This is a genomic window from Streptomyces sp. NPDC030893, assembly GCF_055571535.1.
This window is the reverse complement of sequence record NZ_JBVIFC010000006.1, coordinates 201,506-222,502: the sequence shown is the minus strand read 5'-3', so window position 1 is coordinate 222,502 and position 20,997 is coordinate 201,506. Positions and strand designations below refer to the sequence as shown.

The 20,997-nt window shown below is 72.3% G+C and carries 16 protein-coding genes; 9 read left to right on the top strand and 7 right to left on the bottom strand.

Translation table 11 applies throughout. The features are described from left to right. Positions 1-33: 33 nt before the first annotated feature. Positions 34-1,197: a C40 family peptidase gene (locus ACZ434_RS15125; protein ID WP_468455697.1), complete on the top strand. Its 1,164-nt coding sequence runs from the start codon at positions 34-36 to the stop codon at positions 1,195-1,197. Here the strand turns inward: ACZ434_RS15125 and ACZ434_RS15120 are convergent. Genes ACZ434_RS15120 through ACZ434_RS15100 form a run of 5 tightly spaced genes read right to left on the bottom strand, consistent with a single transcriptional unit; the run spans position 1,170 to position 7,323 of the window. After that, on the bottom strand, positions 1,170-2,423 hold the full coding sequence (locus tag ACZ434_RS15120) for a styrene monooxygenase/indole monooxygenase family protein (RefSeq protein ID WP_468455695.1): 1,254 nt from the start codon (positions 2,421-2,423) through the stop codon (positions 1,170-1,172). The genes ACZ434_RS15125 and ACZ434_RS15120 overlap by 28 nt on opposite strands. Before the next feature lie 47 nt (positions 2,424-2,470). Then, entirely contained in the window at positions 2,471-3,109 is a 639-nt protein-coding gene (locus ACZ434_RS15115; RefSeq protein ID WP_468455693.1) for a GTP-binding protein, read from the bottom strand. After that, a complete protein-coding gene (locus tag ACZ434_RS15110) occupies positions 3,090-3,521 on the bottom strand; it encodes a DUF742 domain-containing protein (RefSeq protein ID WP_468455691.1) in 432 nt (143 codons plus the stop codon). Before ACZ434_RS15110 ends, ACZ434_RS15115 begins: the two co-directional genes overlap by 20 nt. Beyond that, the gene (locus tag ACZ434_RS15105) at positions 3,518-4,021 is read right to left on the bottom strand and encodes a roadblock/LC7 domain-containing protein (protein ID WP_468455688.1); all 504 of its coding nucleotides are present in this window, start codon (positions 4,019-4,021) and stop codon (positions 3,518-3,520) included. Before ACZ434_RS15105 ends, ACZ434_RS15110 begins: the two co-directional genes overlap by 4 nt. Beyond that, on the bottom strand, positions 4,018-7,323 hold the full coding sequence (locus tag ACZ434_RS15100) for a sensor histidine kinase (protein ID WP_468455686.1): 3,306 nt from the start codon (positions 7,321-7,323) through the stop codon (positions 4,018-4,020). The genes ACZ434_RS15105 and ACZ434_RS15100 overlap by 4 nt, the downstream gene beginning before the upstream one ends. 408 nt (positions 7,324-7,731) lie before the next feature. Between ACZ434_RS15100 and ACZ434_RS15095 the strand changes: the two genes are divergently transcribed. Then, positions 7,732-8,595 (top strand): protein phosphatase 2C domain-containing protein, encoded by an 864-nt coding sequence (locus ACZ434_RS15095; protein WP_468455684.1) that lies wholly within the window; start codon positions 7,732-7,734, stop codon positions 8,593-8,595. On the opposite strand, the gene ACZ434_RS15090 is transcribed toward ACZ434_RS15095, so the two are convergent. Beyond that, positions 8,543-9,037, bottom strand: a complete 495-nt coding sequence (locus tag ACZ434_RS15090; RefSeq protein WP_468455682.1) for a MarR family winged helix-turn-helix transcriptional regulator — start codon at positions 9,035-9,037, stop codon at positions 8,543-8,545. The genes ACZ434_RS15095 and ACZ434_RS15090 overlap by 53 nt on opposite strands. A 262-nt stretch (positions 9,038-9,299) precedes the next feature. Between ACZ434_RS15090 and ACZ434_RS15085 the strand changes: the two genes are divergently transcribed. Then, the gene (locus ACZ434_RS15085; protein ID WP_468455680.1) at positions 9,300-10,124 is read left to right on the top strand and encodes a lysozyme; all 825 of its coding nucleotides are present in this window, start codon (positions 9,300-9,302) and stop codon (positions 10,122-10,124) included. Positions 10,125-10,193: 69 nt separating this feature from the next. On the opposite strand, the gene lon is transcribed toward ACZ434_RS15085, so the two are convergent. Then, entirely contained in the window at positions 10,194-12,608 is a 2,415-nt protein-coding gene (gene lon / locus ACZ434_RS15080) for an endopeptidase La (RefSeq protein ID WP_468455678.1), read from the bottom strand. A gap of 152 nt (positions 12,609-12,760) precedes the next feature. Between lon and ACZ434_RS15075 the strand changes: the two genes are divergently transcribed. The 6 genes from ACZ434_RS15075 to ACZ434_RS15050 all read left to right on the top strand — a co-directional run bounded on the left by ACZ434_RS15075 (position 12,761) and on the right by ACZ434_RS15050 (position 20,996). Continuing rightward, positions 12,761-13,450, top strand: a complete 690-nt coding sequence (locus ACZ434_RS15075) for a spermidine synthase family protein (protein ID WP_468455676.1) — start codon at positions 12,761-12,763, stop codon at positions 13,448-13,450. A 125-nt stretch (positions 13,451-13,575) separates the two neighbouring features. Then, positions 13,576-14,316 carry a response regulator transcription factor gene (locus ACZ434_RS15070; protein WP_468455674.1) on the top strand — a complete coding sequence of 247 codons (741 nt, stop codon included), beginning with the start codon at positions 13,576-13,578 and terminating at the stop codon, positions 14,314-14,316. Continuing rightward, positions 14,313-15,425, top strand: coding sequence for a sensor histidine kinase (locus ACZ434_RS15065; protein ID WP_468455672.1), 1,113 nt, complete (start codon positions 14,313-14,315; stop codon positions 15,423-15,425). Before ACZ434_RS15070 ends, ACZ434_RS15065 begins: the two co-directional genes overlap by 4 nt. A gap of 291 nt (positions 15,426-15,716) precedes the next feature. Next, positions 15,717-19,532, top strand: a complete 3,816-nt coding sequence (locus tag ACZ434_RS15060; protein ID WP_468455670.1) for a multifunctional oxoglutarate decarboxylase/oxoglutarate dehydrogenase thiamine pyrophosphate-binding subunit/dihydrolipoyllysine-residue succinyltransferase subunit — start codon at positions 15,717-15,719, stop codon at positions 19,530-19,532. An 80-nt stretch (positions 19,533-19,612) separates the two neighbouring features. Then, a complete protein-coding gene (locus ACZ434_RS15055) occupies positions 19,613-19,792 on the top strand; it encodes a DUF6104 family protein (RefSeq protein WP_003992906.1) in 180 nt (59 codons plus the stop codon). A 331-nt stretch (positions 19,793-20,123) separates the two neighbouring features. After that, the gene (locus ACZ434_RS15050; RefSeq protein ID WP_468455668.1) at positions 20,124-20,996 is read left to right on the top strand and encodes a DUF4097 family beta strand repeat-containing protein; all 873 of its coding nucleotides are present in this window, start codon (positions 20,124-20,126) and stop codon (positions 20,994-20,996) included. Position 20,997 lies beyond the last annotated feature (1 nt).

Genomic DNA, 20,997 nt, shown 5'->3' with positions numbered 1-20,997 from the left:
GCGGACGGGCCGCCCCGTGTCGGAGGTGATGGCGTGTCAGGAATGCTCCCGCGTCTGGTCTGTACGGTGGCGCTGGCGGCCGGGACCGCACTCGTACCCGTGTCCGCGCCGGCCGCGCCGGAACCGGGCGGGGGCGCGGAGGGCCCCGGCGCACGCTCCGTCGCCGAGCTGCTGACGGAGCTTCAGACCCGTTACCGGGAGGCGGGAAAGGCCACCGAGGCCTACAACGCCACCGAGGAACGGCTGAGGAAGCAGCACGCCGAGACCGCACGGCTGGAGCGCGCCCTCGCCCGCACCCGCGTCTCACTGCACGACAGCCGGTCGGAGGCCGGACGGCTGGCCCGGCAGCAGTACCAGAGCGCCGGCGGGCTGTCCCCGTACGTACGTCTGCTGCTGGCGCGCGATCCGCAGCGCGCGCTCGAACAGGGGCATGTGATCGGCCGGTTGGCACGGGACCGGGCGGCGACGGTGGGCCGGCTCACCGGTGAGGAGAGGACCGCCGGCGAACTGGCCCGCCGGGCCCGCGAGGCACTCGACGTCCGGCGCGCCCTCACCGAGCGGAGCCGGGAACAGCGGGACGAGGTGCGGACCCGGCTCCACGAGGTCGAGGAGCTGCTGGCCTCGCTGACCGCCGGGCAGCTCGCCGCGCTGGCCGAGCTGGAGCGCGGCAGGGTCGCCGAGGCGCAGGAGGAACTGGTCGCCTCCGGCGCCCTGGGCAGCGGCGGCGCGCCTCCCACGGCGGCGGGCGAACGGGCCGTGCGGTACGCCGTGGAGCAGCTCGGGAAGCCGTACGAGTGGGGAGCGGAGGGGCCGGCGACGTACGACTGCTCGGGGCTGACCTCCGAGGCGTGGGGCGCCGCGGGGACGCCGATCCCCCGGACCAGCCAGGAGCAGTGGGCCCGGCTTGAGCGGATCGACCTGGCGGAGCTGCGGCCGGGGGACCTCGTCGTGTACTTCCCGGAGGCCACGCACGTGGCCCTCTACCTCGGCGACGGCATGGTGGTGCAGGCACCCCGCCCCGGCGCGAGGATCAAGGTCTCCCCCGTCGCGGCCAACCCGGTGCTCGGTGCCGTACGCCCCGACCCCGACGGGGAGCCCCTGGCACGCTACGACATGCCGGAGCTCCCCGAGGGGGCGACGGAGGGGTCCGACGCGGGGTACTCCGCCGGTTACGCGCCCGAGATGTCGGCCAGGTAGGCGCCGGTCCGCTCCGGGTCGTAGAAGAAGTTCTCGAAGTCGGCCGGGTCGTCGAAGCCGTTGGCGAAGCGGTCGGCGGCCGACTGGAGCCGTCCCGCGGCGCCGATCAGGTTCAGCACGTGCTCCGGCGGCGGGGCGAGCATGGCGTTGGTCCACTTGGTGACGTGCCGGGCCGTCTCCCAGTAGCGGTCGAAGGTCGCCCGCATCCAGGTCTCGTCGAACTCCTTCTCGCCGTGCTCCAGGATGGAGGCGAGGTAGGAGGCGGCGCACTTGGACGCCGAGTTGGAGCCCTGGCCGGTGATCGGGTCGTTGGCGACGACCACGTCGGCGACGCCGAGGACGAGTCCGCCGGAGGGGAGCCGGCCCACGGGATTGCGGACGGTGGGGGCGTAGCGGCCGGCGAGGGTGCCGCCGGCGTCGGTCAGTTCGACCTTGGTGGCCCGCGCGTACTCCCAGGGGAGGAACTTCTCCATGAGCGCCAGGGTCAGGGAGAGGTGTTCGGCGGGGTCCCTGACGTCCTTGAAGGCGTCCAGCGGGCCGCCGGGTATGCCCTCCCAGAACAGGATGTCGGCGCGGCCCGAGACGGTGAACGTCGGCATGATGAACATCTCGCCGACACCGGGGACCAGGTTGCAGCGGACCGCCTCCGTCTCCGGGTGCTCCGGACGCGGGCCCATGCCGTGGACGTAGGCGACGGCGAGGGCGCGCTGCGGCTCGCTGTACGGGGAGCGCTCCGCGTCCCGGCCGAACATCTGCACGAGCTCGCCCTTGCCCGCCGCGACGAGCACGAGGTCGTAGGCGCGGGAGAAGTAGTCGAGGTCGCCGACCGCAGCGCCGTGGATGACCAGCTGGCCGCCGCGCTGGGCGAAGGTCTCCATCCAGCCGGCCATCTTCACCCGCTGGTCGACCGACTGGGCGAACCCGTCGAGCCGGCCCAGCCAGTCGACCGCGCGCTGTGTCGGACCCGGGTCGTACGAGCCGGGGGCCGCGACGGAGACGCCGAGCCCCTGGATCCTCGGGGCCTGCGACTCCCAGAAGTTCAGCTGGAGATCGCGCTCGTGCTGCAGGGCCGTGTGGAACATGCACTGCGTCGACATGACCCGCCCGGTGCGGATCTCGTCCGCCGTCCGGTTGGACATCAGGGTGACCTCGTACCCGTGCGACTGGAGGCCGAGGGCGAGCTGGAGACCGGACTGGCCGGCTCCGACGACGAGTATCTTCCGCATGCGGGGGACGCTCCTAAGAGGGCTGCTCGGGGACTGCTCGGGGGCGGCTACTCGGGGGTTTCGTCGAGCGCGTGGCCCACGAGGGACAAGAGGGTCTCGATGGCCGAGATCCGGCGGCGCGCGTCCATGACCATCACGGGTATGTGCGCCGGGATCGTCAGCGCCTCCCGGACGTCCTCGGCGTCGAACTGCTCACTGCCGTCGAAGTGGTTGACCGCGACGACGTACGGCAGTCCGCAGCTCTCGAAGTAGTCCAGCGCCGGCCAGCAGTCCTTCAGACGGCGGGTGTCGGCCATGACGACGGCGCCGATCGCGCCGCGCACCAGGTCGTCCCACATGAACCAGAACCGCTGCTGGCCGGGGGTGCCGAAGAGGTACAGCACCAGGTCGTCGTCGAGCGTGATGCGGCCGAAGTCCATGGCCACGGTGGTGGTCAGCTTGTCCGGCGTGGCGGTGAGGTCGTCGGTGTCGGCGCTGGCCTCGGTCATCAGCGCCTCGGTCCGCAGGGGCGTGATCTCCGAGACGGCGGTGACGAGCGTGGTCTTGCCGACACCGAAACCGCCCGCCACCACTATCTTCGTGGCGATCGGCGCGCGGGTGCGGTCCGTCTGCCAGGGCAGCAGGGGCTCGTCCTCGTCGACGAGCGGGGAGACGCCGTGAGCGGCGTCAGAGACGGCGGAGTCCACTCAGCACCCTTTCCAGCAGCGCGCGGTCCGGGCGGCCCGTGCCGTGGCCGGTTCCCGTTCCGTAGACACGGATTCTTCCCTGGTCCGCCAGGTCGCTGAGCAGCACGCGGACCACGCCGAGCGGCATCCTCAGCAGCGCGGCGATCTCGGCCACCGTGCGCATACGGCGGCACAGTTCGACGATGGCCCGCATCTCCGGCATCACGCGGGAGGTGAGGCCGCCGTTGGTCAGTTCCTTGCGTTCCCCGGCGGCTTCGAGCGCGGCGGGGCCGGTCGTGGCGCCGACGAACGTCTCGACGAGGAGGACGTGCCCGAAGCGGGTACGGCCGCCGGTGAGCGAATAGGGGCGGACGCGGGCGGGTTTGCGGTCGCCGCCGCGCACCGGCAGGTTCTTCCTGGGCTTGCTGCTCAACGGGAACTCCCGGTGGACTCGGACTCCAGGTTCTTGCGCAGCTCGCTGCGGAGCTCGGGGGTCAGGACGTGGCCGGCGCGGCCGACGAACAGGGCCATGTGGTACGCGACCACACTCATGTCGCAGTCGGCCGCGCCGTGCACACCGAGCAGCGAGCCGTCGCTGATCGACATCACGAAGAGGCTGCCCTCGTCCATCGCGACCATCGTGTGCTTGACCGGACCGAAGTCGATCAGCTTGGCGGCGCCGACGGTGAGGCTGCCGATGCCGGAGACGACGGTGGCGAGGTCGGCGACGGAGCCGCGCGGTCCGGAACGGTTCGCGGTCCGCGCGTCACGGGCCGTGCTGTTGCGATCCTCGTCGGAGGAGAGCAGCAGCAGCCCGTCGGAGGAGACCACCGCGACGGAGAGGATGCCGGGCACCTCCTCGACGAGGTTGGTCAGCAGCCAGTGCAGGTTGCGGGCCTCACTGCTCAGTCCGAAGGTGCTGGGCGCGGTCAACTGCTTGCCTCCTCGACGGTGCCCCCCGTGGCTTCTGCGGATGGTGCGCCGGTGCCGTCCGGCTCCGGGTGGTGGCCGGTACGGGACCGCTCGGCGATCTCCGCCTCGACGTCCCGGCGGCCGGCGTCCGCCCCCCGGCGGAACCCGCCCAGCCTGCGGCGCAGCGCCTCGGCGTCCACGGACGCCGCACGGGGGCGCGGGGCCGCGACGGGCGCGCTGATCTTCGGGGTGCGCTTGGGCAGCCCCTTCGCGGTGACGGGCCCCTCGTCCACGACACGCGCGTGCTCCGCCGGGGACGCGTCTCCGCCCCGGGGCGCCTGCGGCCCCCCGAGAACCGGCTCCTCCCGGCCCCCCGGACGCACGGAACCAGCCTCCGGCCGGTCAACAGGCCTTGCCGGATCCACACCGCCACCGTGCCCGCCACCCGGACGCACGGCCTCGGTCTCCGGCCGGACAACAGACCCGGACGGATCCACACCGGCACCGTGCCCGGCACCCGGGCGTGCAACCCCGTCCTCGGCAGGTCGCGGAGCCCCGACACCCGGCTCCTCATCGGCCTGCGGACGGTGCGCAGTCCCCGGCGAGCCCGCAGCGGGCGCCGGTGCCCCGGCACCCGGGCGTGCAGCCCCGTTCTCGGCAGGTCGCGGGGGCCCGGGGGCCGGGTCCTCGTCGGGGTCCGGACGGTCGGTGGGCCGTCCCGGCGCGTCCGCGGAGGGTTCCTGCGGTCCGCCCTCGTGTCCGGCGCCCGGGCGTACGGTCTCGGTCTCCGGCCGGTCGGCCGGTTCGGGCGCAGCGGCTCCGGTGTCGAGGCTGGGTTCCGTGGCGGGACCGTGGTCCCGGAGGGCTGCCGGTGCGGACGGGTCCGGCTGGGCCGGGATCAGCAGCTCCATCGTCGTCTCGGCGAACCGCTCGGGCGGCACGTCCGCGTCCTCGTCGCCCGGCGCCTCGGGCCGGCCCGCGGCGTCAGCCGCACCGGCCTCGGCGGAGCCGGCCGCGTCGACCGGCGCGGCAGTCCCCGTGTGTTCGGGTGCGGCGGGGGCCTCCGCCGGTCCGTCCGTGCCCGCGTCGGGCGACTCCAGCGCCTTCTCCGCGAGGGCGACCAGCGGGTCGTGGTCCGACTGCGTGCGGCCGGGCACGACGTTGGAGTTGGCCTCGGCGTCCGCGCCGGGCAGGGAGACGGCGCCGCCGGAGACCGAGGCGGGGACCGCGGTGGGCGTGGCGGGGGCCAGTACGGGGTCGGGGAGGACGACGACCGCCGCGATGCCGCCCTGCTTCTGCTCGCGCAGCCGGACCCGGACACCGTGCCGGTGGGCGAGCCGGGCCACGACGTACAGGCCGAGGCCGAGACCGTCCTCGCTCTCCGTGTCGTACGTGCTCTCCGGATCGAAGTCGGACAGGCGGGAGTTGAGCCGTTCCAGCCGGTCGGCGGTCATGCCGATGCCCTCGTCCTGGACGGAGAGCATGACCTCGCCGTTCTCCAGCAGCCAGCCGGAGACCTCGACGGGCAGGTCGGGCGGGGAGAACGACGTGGCGTTCTCCAGGAGTTCGGCCAGCAGATGCGAGAGGTCGTCCGCCGCGAACCCGGTGATGTGCGCGTGCGGCGGCAGCGCGGCGATCCGGACCCGGTCGTACCGTTCGATCTCGCTGACCGCGGCCCGTACGACGTCGACGAGCGGGACCGGGCCCGCCGTCTGCCGGCCCTGTTCGGTGCCGGCGAGGACGAGGAGGTTCTCGCTGTGCCGGCGCATGACGGTGGCGAAGTGGTCGAGCTTGAAGAGGGTGGCGAGGCGGTCGGGGTCGTCCTCGCGCTCCTCCAGGCTCTCGATCACGCCGAGTTGGCGTTCGACCAGCCCCAGCGTGCGCAGCGCGAGGTTGACGAAGGTGCCGCCGATGCCGGCGCGCAGCCGCTCCAGGTGGGCGGCGGACTCGGCGAGTTCGGTGCGCAGTTCCTCGCGGGCGTCGGCCATCTTCTGCCGCTGGCCGACGAGATGCTTGCGGTCGGCCTCCAGTGTGGCGATCCGCTCGGCGAGTCCGGCGGCGTGCGCGTGCAGGGCGTTGACGGAGCGGACGACCTGGGCGAACTCGTCGTTGCGGCCGGTGAAGGCGACCGGTTCCTGGCCGGCGGGGTCCTCCGCCTCGGCGAGGCGGGCGGAGCCGCGGCGCAGCACGGACAGCGGGCGCGTGAGCGTGCGGGCCATCGCGGTCGCGATGCCGACCGTGAGCAGCATCAGGGCGCCGAGGACGGCGACCCGGATCTCCAGTTCGGTGACGTCGTCGTCGCGGAGCCGGGCGAGGTCCTTGGTGCGCTGGTCGAAGAGCGCGGACTCGACTCCGCGCATGGTGTCGATGCGCGCGGTGAGCGCCGCCGCGAGCTTCTTGGTGCTGGTGTCGAGTTCGGAGTCGGAGAGGGTCGGCTCGTCGGTGAGGCGGGCGAGGTACTTCTCGGCGGATTCGACCTCGGGGCCGTTGACCGTGGAGTCGTAGGAGTTGCGGGCGGCCCGGGGCGCGGTGTCGCGGAAGTCGGCGAGGGCGGCGTCGGAGCGCAGCCGGGCCTGGAGCGCGGCGGCGCTCAGGGCGTCGCGCTGCTCGGTGTCGGCGTCCGAGGATCCGGTGGAGGTGGTGGGCAGGCCGGTGACCGGGTCGATCACGGTCTCGGTGGTGCTGGGCACGGCGAGCGCGGCGAGCAGCAGTCCGCGGGTGGCGGCGGCCTGCTGGACGGCGGCGTCCAGTTCGGCGAAGGCGTGGGCTCCGGAGCCGGCCCGGGGCGGTGTCCGCTCGGCCAGCCGTTCGGCGAGCCGGTGCAGCTGGGTGATGGCGGCGGAGTACGCCTGATGCGCTTCGAGAGCGCTGCTCTTGCCCGTGAGCGCCGCTCTCCGTACGGCCGCTACGGCGTCGAGCTCCTCGCGCAGCACCTCCGAGGTGTCGGTGTCGGCGCTCAGTTCCTCGACCTGCCGGTCTACCCGGGCGCTGTGTTCCTCGGAGGGCGCCTTGGACTTGGGCCGGCCCGCCGCGATGTAGGGGACGACCTCGTCGCGCTCGTCGGCGAGGGAGTGGGCGAGGGCGAGGGCGTCCTCGGTCTGCCCGGCGAGCGTCACCAGGCTCTGGGAGTCGCTGAGCTGCCCGGAGGCGGCGATCACGGAGGGTGCCCCGGCACCGGCTATCGCGGCGGCCACCACGGCCACGGCGACGATGAGCCGGTTGCGTACGTGGGTGGGGCGGCCCCTGCCGACGGTGGGCGTCTGCTCCGCGTCCCCCGTGGGGGCCGTCTGCTTGTCCTTGCGACGAGGCCGCGTCTTCTGCACCGGTGCTCGCATTCCTGACTCGTGTACCCGTGGGCCCGGGGTGACGCTCCGTCAACAGGTGCGGGCACTTCCGCCGAGCTTCTGACCGCGCTCGGGCAGCGAGGCGCCCCCGTCGCTCCCCGACCCTCCCAGTGCCCGTGGACAGTGGATGCGCATCACCTGACCCGCCACTCGAAGGAGTGAACCCCGGAGGTGAGTTGGGGGGCAAGTTCCGCCGGGTCGCACAGCGGCCGTGCACGGAACGCCGGTTGGACGTCTGCGGGCGGCGGTGGCAATATTCGCCGCCACGTCTTCCCGGAGGGCTTCATTACGTCCCAAACCAGGCGGTTGACCTGCGTCGCCGCGGGGATCCGGCGACCGTTGCCCGCCTTTCGCGGTCGTTGTGGAGGGCTCGTGCAGACTGGCCGGATGCGTACGGAGCTTGTTTCGGAACCGGGTGATCCGGGCCGCCCCAACGAGGACTTCGCCGGTGTCGCGCTCCCCGCTTCCGGGCAGGGCGGCTCCCTCGTGGTGCTGGACGGGGTCACGCCGCCGTCCGACGGGGGCGGCTGTCTGCATTCGGTGCCGTGGTTCACGGCGCGGCTGGGCGGCGCCCTGACCGAACTGTCCGTTTCCCTCCCGGACGCCCCCCTGGCGGAGGTGCTGTCCCGCGCCCTCGCGCGTACCGCCGGGAGCCACGCGGCAACCTGTGACCTTTCTCACCCCCGCACGCCGCAGGCGACGGTGGTGCTGGCCCGCTGGTCGCCGGTCTCGGTGGAGTACCTGGTGCTGTCGGACTCGGTGCTGCTCGTCGAGTCCCCGGACGGGGCGGTCACCCCGCTGCTCGACGACCGGCTGGACCGGCTGCCGCGCTCGGCCCTGGCCACCCACGCCCTGGTGGACACCACGCTGCGCAACAAGGAGGGCGGCTTCTTCACCGCGGCGGCGGATCCCTCGGTGGTCTCCCGCGCGGTCACCGGCACGCTGCCGCGCGGCGAGGTGCGCACGCTGACGGCGCTGACGGACGGTGCGGCCCGCTGGGTGGAGAGGTTCCACGAGGGCGACTGGGCGGACTGCCTCGCCCTGGTCCGCGAGGAGGGGCCGCGGGCTCTCGTGGAGCGCGTACGGGCCCTGGAGCGGGCCGACGCGGACCGGGTGCCGCCGCGCCGGGGCAAGACGCACGACGACGCGACCGTGGTCTACGCCGAGCTGTCACCCTGTTGGGGCCCGGCCGCGCGCGTCACCTCTCCATGCCGCGGTTCAGCTGGTGCAGCAGCCGGGCGAGCTCGGTGACCTCCGCCGGGTCCCAGTCCGCGAGCCGGCCGGCGTACCGCGCGCGGCGGGCCTCGCGGACCTCCCTCACCCGCCGCTGTCCCTCCTCGGTGAGGGCGACCAGCCAGGCGCGGCCGTCGGCCGGGTCCGGCTCGCGGCCGACCAGGCCGAGCTCCTCCAGCGCGCGCAGCTGACGGGACATGGTCGCCTTGCCGACGCCGATGTAGCCGGCGAGGTCGGTGGCCCGCTGCCGGCCGCACTCATCCAGACGGACCAGCAGTCCGTACGCGGACGGCTCCAGGCCGGGGTGGACCGCGCGGGCCATCTCTCCCTGGCTGGCCCGGGCGCGCCGCAGCAGGACCGTCAACTCGCGTTCCAGCGCGAGGAATCCGGGCTGGTCGAAACCGGGCTCGGGCCCCGGGGAGGCGGCGCGGTCCCCGCCGCCGTTTCCGTCTTCGTGCACGTCTGCCCCTGCCTCGGTCTCCGGTTGTGAAAGCTCTCCGCCGAGTGGCGACGCCGCCGCGGCCCCACCAGTATTTCGCAGGCGTGGACCCATGGCGGCTGTGGGCACCTCCCACGTCCTTCGGGCGGTACGGGAGGCCGTTCCGCCCGTCGTCGTGGTCCGCGTGCGCCATGGCTCCACCAGGCGACTACGTGGCATGCCCGCCACATGGGATGCGGTTCACACGTTCCGGGTTCGCCCCACCGACCTTCGGAGATGCGTCATGCCTGTGCACAGATCCGGCCCCACCCGTACCTCCGCGCTGACGGCCGCCGGAGCGGTCCTGGTCGCGCTCCTCGCCCTCCCCGGCACGGCCGCCGCGGACGGGTCCTCCCCCACCGTCCCGCCGCGCGGCTCCGCCCACATGGGCATGGGCGTCCTCGCGCACGACGGCGCGAGCGGCGTGCCCACCGTCCGCTCCACCCAGACGGAGGGCGTGGACGTCTCCAGCCACCAGGGCAACGTGGCCTGGCCGACCCTGTGGAACAGCGGGGTCCGCTGGGCCTACGCCAAGGCCACGGAGGGCACGTACTACACCAACCCGTACCACCCCCAGCAGTACGACGGTTCCTACGACGTCGGCATGATCCGCGGCGCCTACCACTTCGCCACCCCCGACACGGCGAGCGGCGCCGCGCAGGCCGACTACTTCGTGGACCGCGGCGGCGCCTGGACCGCCGACGGACGGACCCTGCCGGGTGTGCTGGACATCGAGTGGAACCCGTACGGCGACGCCTGCTACGGCAAGTCGCCGAGCGGCATGGTGAGCTGGATCCGCGACTTCCTGGACCAGTACCGGGCCCGCACCGGCCGGCACGCCGTCATCTACACGGCCACCAGCTGGTGGAAGCAGTGCACCGGCAACTACGCCGGTTTCGCCGCCACCACACCGCTGTGGGTCGCCCGGTACGCCTCCACCGTGGGCGAACTGCCCGCCGGCTGGAGCGCGTACACGATGTGGCAGTACACGTCGACCGGCCCGACCGTCGGCGACCACGACCGCTTCAACGGCACCGTCGACCGGCTGCGGACCTTCGCGGCCGGCTGACCCCGGACCGGCGGCGGGGGGCCCGGGCGTCCCTCACGGGACCCGGGCCCCCGCCTCCGGCCGCCTCCGTCACGCGGCGACCGGAACCTCCGGCGCCGCGCCGTTCACGGCCGGCGAGAGCGCCAGTTCCAGGACCTGGCGGACATCGGTGACGGCGTGCACGTCGAGCTTGTCCAGCACCTCCGCCGGGACGTCGTCCAGGTCGGGCTCGTTGCGCTTGGGGATGATCACCGTGGTGATCCCCGCGCGGTGCGCGGCGAGCAGCTTCTGCTTCACCCCGCCGATCGGCAGCACCCGCCCGGTCAGCGACACCTCACCGGTCATCGCCACGTCCGTACGGACCAGCCGGCCGGAGAGCAGCGAGGCCAGGGCGGTGGTCATGGTGATGCCCGCGCTCGGGCCGTCCTTGGGCACCGCGCCCGCCGGGAAGTGGATGTGCACGCCCCGGTCCTTCAGGTCGCCCACCGGCAGCTCCAGTTCGGCGCCGCGGCTGCGCAGGAAGCTCAGCGCGATCTGCGCCGACTCCTTCATCACGTCACCGAGCTGGCCCGTCAGGGTGAGCCCCGAGGCGCCCGTCTCCGGGTCGGCCAGGGACGCCTCCACGTAGAGGACGTCCCCGCCGGCGCCGGTCACCGCGAGCCCGGTGGCGACACCGGGGACGGCGGTGCGGCGCTCGGCCGGGTCCTGGGCGGACTCGGGCACGTGGTGCGGCCGGCCGATCAGGTCCCGCAGATCTCCGGCGGTGACGGTGAAGGGCAGTTCCCGCTCGCCCAGCTCGTGCCGGGCGGCCACCTTGCGCAGCAGCCGCGCGAGGGAGCGCTCCAGGGTGCGCACGCCCGCCTCGCGCGTGTACTCGCCGGCCAGCCTGCGCAGCGCGCCCTCCTCGACGGTCACCTCGTCGGTGTCCAGCCCGGCGCGCTCCAGCTGGCGCGGGAGCAGGTGGTCGCGGGCGATGACGACCTTCTCGTCCTCGGTGTAGCCGTCGAGGCGGACCAGCTCCATGCGGTCGAGCAGGGCCTCCGGGATGGCTTCGAGGACGTTGGCGGTGGCGAGGAACACGACGTCGGACAGGTCGAGCTCGACCTCCAGGTAGTGGTCCCGGAAGGTGTGGTTCTGCGCCGGGTCGAGGACCTCCAGCAGGGCGGCCGCGGGGTCGCCGCGGAAGTCCGAGCCGACCTTGTCGATCTCGTCGAGCAGGACGACCGGGTTCATCGAGCCGGCCTCCTTGACCGCCCGCACGATCCGGCCGGGCAGCGCGCCGACGTACGTACGGCGGTGGCCGCGGATCTCGGCCTCGTCGCGGACGCCGCCGAGGGCGACGCGGACGAACGTGCGGCCCATCGCGTGGGCGACGGATTCGCCGAGCGACGTCTTGCCCACGCCCGGCGGGCCCACCAGGGCCAGTACGGCGCCCCCGCGCCGTCCGCCGACGACGCCCAGGCCCCGGTCGCCGCGCCGCTTGCGCACCGCCAGGTACTCGGTGATCCGCTCCTTCACGTCCTGCAGGCCCGCGTGCTCGGCGTCCAGCACGGCCCGGGCGCCCCGGATGTCGTAGGCGTCCTCGGTGCGCTCGTTCCACGGCATCTCCAGGACCGTGTCGAGCCAGGTGCGGATCCAGGAGCCCTCCGGCGACTGGTCGGAGGCACGCTCCAGCTTGTCGACCTCCTTGAGCGCGGCCTCGCGGACCTTCTCCGGCAGGTCGGCCGCCTCCACGCGGGCGCGGTAGTCGTCGGACTCCTCGCCCTCCTGTTCGCCGTTCAGCTCGCGCAGTTCCTTGCGTACGGCCTCCAGCTGGCGGCGCAGCAGGAACTCGCGCTGCTGCTTGTCGACGCCCTCCTGGACGTCCTTGGCGATGGTCTCGGCGACGTCCTGCTCGGCGAGGTGGTCGCGCAGCTGCTGGGTGGCGAGCTTCAGCCGGGCCACCGGGTCGGTGGTCTCCAGCAGGGCGACCTTCTGGTCGGTGGTCAGGAACGGCGAGTAGCCGGAGTTGTCCGCGAGCGCGGAGACGTCGTCGATGGCCTGGACGCGGTCGACGACCTGCCAGGCACCGCGCTTGCGCAGCCAGGCGGTGGCGAGCGCCTTGTACTCCTTGACGAGCTCGCTCACGTGCCCGGGCAGGGGCTCGGGCACGCTCTCGTCGACGCGGGTGCCCTCCACCCACAGCGCCGCGCCCGGCCCGGTGGTGCCGGCGCCGATGCGCACGCGGCCCCGGCCGCGGATCAGGGCGCCCGGGTCGCCGTCGGCCAGCCGGCCGACCTGCTCGACCGTGCCCAGGACGCCGGTGCCGGCGTAGGTCCCGTCGACGCGTGGCACCAGGAGCACCCTGGGCTTGCCCGGTTCCGTGCGGGCGGCGGCCTGGGCGGCCTCGACGGCGGCGCGCACCTCGGTGTCGCTCAGGTCCAGCGGAACCACCATCCCGGGCAGCACGACCTCGTCGTCGAGCGGCAGCACGGGCAGGGCGAGCGGTGTGGACTCAGCAGCCATGATCTCCCCTTCGGCAGTCAAGTTGAGCTATGCCGACTCAATGCAGGGGAGCGGCCGAATGTTCCCAGGAGGTAGTTCGCTCTGAGCGATCACCTCCGCCGGGGTTCCGGAGCCCCCGGCCGCCGGGAAAGCGGAGCTGCCAGGATGAACGCATGTCCACCCCGTACGACATTCCCGAACCTCCCGAAGTCCTGGACCGCCGCGAGGGCCCGTACGGCGAGGTCGTGCTGCGCAGGCACGGTGACCTGCTGCAGATCATCGCCAACGGCTGCTTCCTGATGGACACCTCCGACGGCCGTTCGGAGCGGCGGCTGGTCGACGCCGCCCTGGCCGCGCTCGACACGCGCGTGACGCACCCGCGTGTGCTGATCGGCGGTCTCGGGGTGGGCTTCTCGCTCGCGCACGCGGCGGGACAGCCCCGCTGGGGGCGGATCACCGTGGTGGAACGCGAGCCGGCGGTCATCGGGTGGCACTGCGCGGGGCCGCTGGCGGAGATCTCCGCGCGGGCCCTCGCCGACCCCCGCGCGGAGATCGTCGAGACGGATCTCGTCGCGTACGTCAATGAGACATCCGACACGTTCGACGCGCTCTGCCTCGACATCGACAACGGGCCCGACTGGACCGTCACCGAGGACAACGAGGGGCTCTACGCACCGGCCGGACTGGCGGCCTGCGCACGGGTGTTGAATCCGCGCGGGGTGCTCGCGGTGTGGTCGGCCAAGCCGTCCCCGGAATTCGAGGGAACCTTGCGGAATGCCGGGTTCCGGCAGGTGCGTACCGAAGAGATCCCCGTTGCCCGGGGCGTTCCGGACGTCGTCCACATCGGCGTCCGCCCTGGATAGCAAAGCCACGGTGAATCCCCGTACGCTGCTGCCCTGACGCGGATCATTCAAGCGTCAATCGCAGTGATGCGCAGACGACGGATCACCCCACGGATTCCGGAAAAAGCACACCTCAGGGGCGGGCGATGGAGCAGACACAGACCTCCCACAACGGCACGGCGACGACCGCGCCCGGCGCACAGCGCCGGATCCTCGTGGTCGAGGACGACGCGACGATCGTGGACGCCATCGCGACCCGCCTGCGCGCCGAGGGGTTCCTGGTGCAAACGGCGGGCGACGGCCCCTCCGCGGTGGACACGGCGGAGGCCTGGCAGCCCGACCTGCTGATCCTCGACATCATGCTGCCGGGCTTCGACGGCCTGGAGGTCTGCCGCCGCGTGCAGGCCCAGCGGCCGGTGCCGGTCATGATGCTCACCGCGCGGGACGACGAGACCGACATGCTGGTCGGCCTGGGCGTCGGCGCCGACGACTACATGACCAAGCCGTTCTCCATGCGGGAGCTGGCGGCACGCGTGCATGTGCTGCTGCGCCGCATGGAGCGCGCGGCCCTCGCGGCCACCACGCCGCGCAGCGGCATCCTGCGCCTGGGCGAACTGGAGATCGACCACGCGCAGCGCAGGGTGCGCGTGCGCAGTGAGGACGTCCATCTGACGCCCACCGAGTTCGACCTCCTGGTGTGCCTGGCGAACACGCCCCGCGCGGTGCTCTCCCGGGAACAGCTGCTGGCCGAGGTCTGGGACTGGGCGGACGCCTCCGGCACCCGCACCGTCGACAGCCACATCAAGGCGCTGCGCCGGAAGATCGGCGCCGAGCGGATCCGCACCGTGCACGGCGTGGGCTACGCCCTGGAGACGCCGACGCCATGAGCGGCGGGCCGGCCGGACGCGGAGGCCCCGGGGGCTCACAGCCCTGGGGCGGTGTACGACCCTTCTCGATCAAGACCAAGCTGGGTGCGCTGGTCGTCGTCTCGGTGCTGATCACCACGGGCCTGTCGGTGATCGCCGTGCACACCAAGACGGAGCTGCGCTTCATCACGGTCTTCTCGATGATCGCCACGCTGCTGATCACGCAGTTCGTGGCGCACTCGCTCACCGCGCCGCTGGACGACATGAACGCGGTGGCCCGCTCCATCTCGCACGGCGACTACACCCGCCGGGTGCGGGAGAACCGCCGGGACGAGCTGGGCGACCTGGCCCAGACGATCAACGTCATGGCGGACGAGCTGGAGGCCCAGGACCGCCGGCGCAAGGAGCTGGTGGCCAACGTCTCGCACGAGCTGCGCACCCCCATCGCGGGGCTCCGCGCGGTGCTGGAGAACATCGTCGACGGCGTCACCCGGGCGGATCCCGAGACGATGCGCACGGCCCTGAAGCAGACCGAGCGGCTCGGGCGTCTGGTGGAGACGCTCCTGGACCTGTCCCGCCTGGACAACGGGGTCGTCCCCCTGCGCAAGCGCCGCTTCGAGGTGTGGCCCTATCTGTCGGGCGTGCTCAAGGAGGCCAACATGGTCGCCTCCGCCCGCGCGGGCATGGCCTCCGGCTCCGGCAGCCACACCCGTACGGACGTCCATCTGCACCTCGACGTGTCGCCGCCGGAGCTCACCGCGCACGCCGACCCCGAGCGCATCCACCAGGTCGTCTCCAACCTGATCGACAACGCGGTCAAGCACAGTCCGCCGCACGGCCGGGTGACGGTCCGGGCGCGGCGCGGCGACCGGCCGGACTCGCTGGAGCTCGAGGTGCTGGACGAGGGGCCGGGCATTCCGCGCGCCGAGTGGCACCGGGTCTTCGAGCGGTTCAACCGGGGCAATGTCAACCGGCCGCACGGGCCGGGCAGCGACGGCGGCACCGGTCTCGGGCTCGCCATCGCCCGCTGGGCCGTGGATCTGCACGGCGGCCGGATCGGAGTGGCCGAATCCGAGCGGGGATGCCGGATTCTCATCACTCTTCCGGGAACGTCTTCCGTACCGGGTTGACGTAAAGTTCGAAGCGGAGCCACAAGATCCATCCGTGTTCGCGCCGACGGACACGTGTGATCAGGCACAGGCCCGCGTGAGCTGCGCGCCGGGCCACGGCCGAGCGATGCCCAAAGGCGCCGGCAGAACCGGAACCCCGCTTGTTTCCCGCCATTTCCCACGCCGAAACACGCTCAGGGATGTGACTTACACGACGATGAACGGGCCCGGCCTGACCTTCTCGCCCTCGGGGGCGTAGCCTTTATTTCCGCTGTCCATCATCTTGCGAAGCGGAAGAGGGCGGTTGACGCCGTGTCGCCACAGTCCCCCAGTAACTCGAGCATCTCGACCGACACCGACCAAGCGGGCAAGAACCCCGCTGCGGCCTTCGGTGCCAACGAATGGCTCGTCGACGAGATCTACCAGCAGTACCTCCAGGACCCGAACTCGGTGGACCGAGCCTGGTGGGACTTCTTCGCCGACTACAAGCCGGGCGCGCCTGCGACCTCGGCCCCGGCGGGTACCGCGGCCGCGGGGGCCGCGGGAACCACCACCCCCCCGGCCCAGCCGGCCGCACCGGCCCAGCCCGCCGCGCCCGCCGCCGCACCGGCGCCGGCCGCCAAGGCCCCGGCCGCCAAGGCCCCGGCCGCCGCTCCGGCGAAGGCCGCCGCTCCCGCCGTGAAGCCTGCTCCGGCCAAGGCGGAGGCCAAGCCCAAGGCGGAGGCCAAGCCCAAGGCGGAGCCCGCCGGTGAGGCCAAGAGCGGCCCCGAGCAGGTGACCCTGCGCGGCCCGTCCGCCGCCGTCGCGAAGAACATGGACGCCTCCCTGGAGCTGCCCACGGCCACGTCCGTGCGCGCGCTGCCGGTGAAGCTGCTGTTCGACAACCGCATCGTCATCAACAACCACCTCAAGCGGGCCCGGGGCGGGAAGATCTCCTTCACGCACCTCATCGGCTACGCGATGGTGCAGGCCATCAAGGCCATGCCGGCGATGAACCACTCGTTCGCGCGAGTGGACGGCAAGCCGACCCTGGTGAAGCCGGAGCACGTCAACCTCGGTCTCGCCATCGACCTGGTGAAGCCCAACGGCGACCGCCAGCTGGTCGTCGCGGCCATCAAGAAGGCCGAGACGCTGAACTTCTTCGAGTTCTGGCAGGCCTACGAGGACATCGTCCGTCGCGCCCGCGACAACAAGCTGACGATGGACGACTTCACCGGTGTCACGGTCTCCCTGACCAACCCCGGCGGCCTCGGCACCGTCCACTCCGTGCCGCGTCTGATGCCCGGCCAGTCGGTGATCCTCGGCGTCGGCTCGATGGACTACCCGGCGGAGTTCCAGGGCACCAGCCAGGACACCCTGAACAAGCTCGGCATCTCCAAGGTCATGACGCTCACGTCGACCTACGACCACCGGGTGATCCAGGGCGCCGCCTCCGGCGAGTTCCTGCGCCAGGTCGCCAACCTGCTGCTCGGCGAGAGCGGCTTCTACGACGAGATCTTCAAGGCGCTGCGCATCCCCTACGAGCCGGTCCGCTGGCTCAAGGACATCGACGCCTCCCACGACGACGACGTCACCAAGGCCGCCCGGGTCTTCGAGCTGATCCACTCCTACCGGGTCCGCGGCCACGTCATGGCCGACACCGACCCGCTGGAGTACCGCCAGCGCAAGCACCCCGACCTGGACATCGTCGAGCACGGCCTCACCCTGTGGGACCTGGAGCGCGAGTTCGCCGTCGGCGGTTTCGCCGGCAAGTCCCTGATGAAGCTGCGCGACATCCTCGGTGTGCTGCGCGACTCGTACTGCCGCACCACCGGCGTCGAGTTCATGCACATCCAGGACCCCAAGCAGCGCAAGTGGATCCAGGACCGCATCGAGCGCTCGCACACCAAGCCCGAGCGCGAGGAGCAGCTGCGCATCCTGCGCCGGCTGAACGCGGCGGAGGCCTTCGAGACCTTCCTGCAGACCAAGTACGTCGGCCAGAAGCGCTTCTCCCTGGAGGGCGGCGAGTCCGTCATCCCGCTGCTCGACGCGGTGCTGGACTCGGCCGCCGAGTCCCGCCTGGACGAGGTCGTCATCGGCATGGCCCACCGCGGCCGGCTGAACGTGCTGGCCAACGTCGTGGGCAAGTCGTACGCGCAGATCTTCCGCGAGTTCGAGGGCAACCTCGACCCGAAGTCGATGCACGGCTCCGGCGACGTGAAGTACCACCTGGGCGCCGAGGGCACCTTCACCGGCCTGGACGGCGAGCAGATCAAGGTCTCGCTCGTCGCCAACCCCTCGCACCTGGAGGCGGTCGACCCGGTCCTGGAGGGCGTCGCCCGCGCCAAGCAGGACATCATCGGCAAGGGCGGCACGGACTTCACGGTCCTGCCGGTGGCGATCCACGGCGACGCGGCCTTCGCGGGCCAGGGCGTGGTGGCCGAGACCCTGAACATGTCGCAGCTGCGCGGCTACCGCACCGGCGGCACGGTCCACGTCGTCATCAACAACCAGGTCGGTTTCACGGCGGCGCCGGAGTCCTCGCGCTCCTCGATGTACGCCACCGACGTGGCCCGCATGATCGAGGCGCCGATCTTCCACGTGAACGGCGACGACCCGGAGGCCTGCGTCCGCGTGGCGCGGCTCGCCTTCGAGTTCCGCCAGGCGTTCAACAAGGACGTGGTGATCGACCTCCTGTGCTACCGCCGCCGCGGTCACAACGAGACCGACAACCCGGCCTTCACCCAGCCGCTGATGTACGACCTGATCGACAAGAAGCGCTCGGTGCGCAAGCTCTACACCGAGTCCCTCATCGGTCGCGGCGACATCACCCTGGAAGAGGCCGAGCAGGCGCTGCAGGACTACCAGGGCCAGCTGGAGAAGGTCTTCACGGAGGTCCGTGAGGCCACCGCGCAGCCGATGACGGCCGAGCCGTCGGATCCGCAGGCCGAGTTCCCGGTCGCCGTGAACACGGCGGTGACCACGGAGACCGTCAAGCGGATCGCCGAGTCCCAGGTGAACATCCCCGACCACATCACGGTCCACCCGCGTCTGCTGCCGCAGCTGCAGCGCCGGGCGACGATGGTCGAGGACGGCACCATCGACTGGGGCATGGGCGAGACCCTCGCCTTCGGCTCGCTGCTCCTGGACGGTGTCCCGGTGCGCCTCGCCGGCCAGGACTCCCAGCGCGGCACCTTCGGCCAGCGTCACGCGGTGATCATCGACCGCAGCACGGGCGACGAGTACACCCCGCTGCAGTACCTCTCCGAGGACCAGGCGCGGCTGAACGTCTACAACTCCCTGCTGTCCGAGTACGCGGCGATGGGCTTCGAGTACGGCTACTCGCTGGCCCGCCCCGACGCGCTCGTGCTGTGGGAGGCGCAGTTCGGTGACTTCGTCAACGGCGCGCAGACGGTCGTGGACGAGTTCGTCTCCTCGGCCGAGCAGAAGTGGGCCCAGACCTCCGGTGTGGTCCTGCTCCTCCCGCACGGCTACGAGGGCCAGGGCCCGGACCACTCCTCGGCCCGTCCGGAGCGGTTCCTGCAGCTCTGCGCGCAGAACAACATGACGGTCGCGATGCCGACGTCGCCGGCGAACTACTTCCACCTCCTGCGGTGGCAGGCGCACAACCCGCACCACAAGCCGCTGGTGGTCTTCACCCCGAAGTCGATGCTGCGCCTCAAGGCCGCGGCCTCGAAGGCGGAGGAGTTCACCTCGGGCCAGTTCCGCCCGGTCATCGGCGACAGCTCGGTCGACCCGGCCGCGGTCAAGAAGGTCGTCTTCACGGCCGGCAAGGTCTACTACGACCTGGACGCCGAGCGGAAGAAGCGCGGCACGACGGACACGGCGATCATCCGCATCGAGCGCCTGTACCCGCTGCCGGGTGCGGAGCTCCAGGCGGAGATCAAGAAGTACCCGAACGCCGAGAAGTACCTGTGGGCCCAGGAGGAGCCGGCGAACCAGGGTGCCTGGCCGTTCATCGCGCTCAACCTGATCGACCACCTCGACCTGGCGGTCGGCGCGGACCTCCCGCACGACGAGCGCCTGCGCCGCATCTCGCGGCCGCACGGCTCGTCCCCGGCGGTCGGCTCCGCGAAGCGCCACCAGGCCGAGCAGGAGCAGCTGGTGCGCGAGGTCTTCGAGGCGTAACCGGCGGCATCGCGCGGGCGGGCCGCACCCCTCTCACGGGGGGTGCGGCCCGCCCGTTTTCCCGCACATATCCTGTCCTCATGTACTTCACGGACCGTGGCATCGAGGAACTGGAGAAGCGGCGCGGGGAGGAGGAGGTCACCTTCGAGTGGCTGGCCGAGCAGCTGCGCACCTTCGTCGACCTGAACCCCGACTTCGAGGTCCCGGTGGAACGCCTGGCCACCTGGCTGGCCCGCCTCGACGACGAGGACGACGAGTAACCCTCCCGCCCCACCCCCCGCAGCCGCGGGCAGTCGTGCCGCTGGGGCGGCACGGGTGGGCGCGACGGCACCCCGCTCGCGCCGGGCTGCGCGAACACCCCCCCCGGCCCACACCAACGCCGGGCATCCACCCGCGCCGGGCTGCGCGTAGCCCGCCCACACCAACGCGGGGCACCCTCAGGCACCGGGCAGACGCACCACCGCACCCCCACCCACCCCTCACCCGAACGTGTGCCTTGACTTTCCCCTGCCGCGATATATCGTGAATCACGTAAGACGCGATATGGCGCGTCCCGCCCACACCCCCGGGCTTCCCAGGAGGTCGGAACCCATGCCCGAATCGTCCGTAGCGGAACCCACCAAGCTCTCCTTCGACGCCCCCGTGACAGAACTCCACGTCCGCATCGTCAACGGAACGGTGAACGTCGTGGGCACCGACGAAGGTTCCGCCCGCCTGGAGGTCTCCGAGATCGACGGCCCGCCCCTGGTCGTCACCCAGAAGGACGGCACCCTCACGGTGGCCTACGAGGACCTGCCCTGGAAGGGCTTCCTCAAGTGGCTCGACCGCAAGGGCTGGCGCCGCACCGCGGTGGTCTCCCTCGCCGTCCCCGCACAGACCCGCGTCGAGGTCGGCGTCGTCGGCGCCACCGCCGTCGTCTCCGGCATCCGCGGCCCCGCCGCCGTGAAGGGCGTCGCCGGCGACACCACCCTCGTCTCCCTCTCCGGCCCCGTCCGCGCCGACACCGTGTCGGGCAACGTGGAGGCCCAGTCCGTCACCGGCGACCTCCGCTTCGCCTCCGTCTCCGGCGACCTCACCGTCGTCGAGGGCTCCGGCTCCGCCGTGCGGGCGGACACCGTCAGCGGCTCCATGATCGTGGACCTCGATCCCGACGGCCCGACCGATGTGAAACTGACCAGCGTCTCCGGCGAGATCGCCATCCGCCTCCCCGACCCGGCGGACGCCGAGGTCGAGGCGAACACCGCCAGCGGCGCGATCTCCAACGCCTTCGACACCCTCCGGGTCCAGGGCCAGTGGGGCGCCCACAAGCTCACCGGCCGACTGGGCGCGGGCAGCGGCAAGCTGCGCGCCACCACCGTCTCCGGCTCCATCGCCCTGCTGCGCCGCCCACCCGGTGAGGACGAGCCGGACCCGCGGGACACCCCGGGAGACCGTGCCGGTACGACCGACAAGAAGGTGCTCTGAC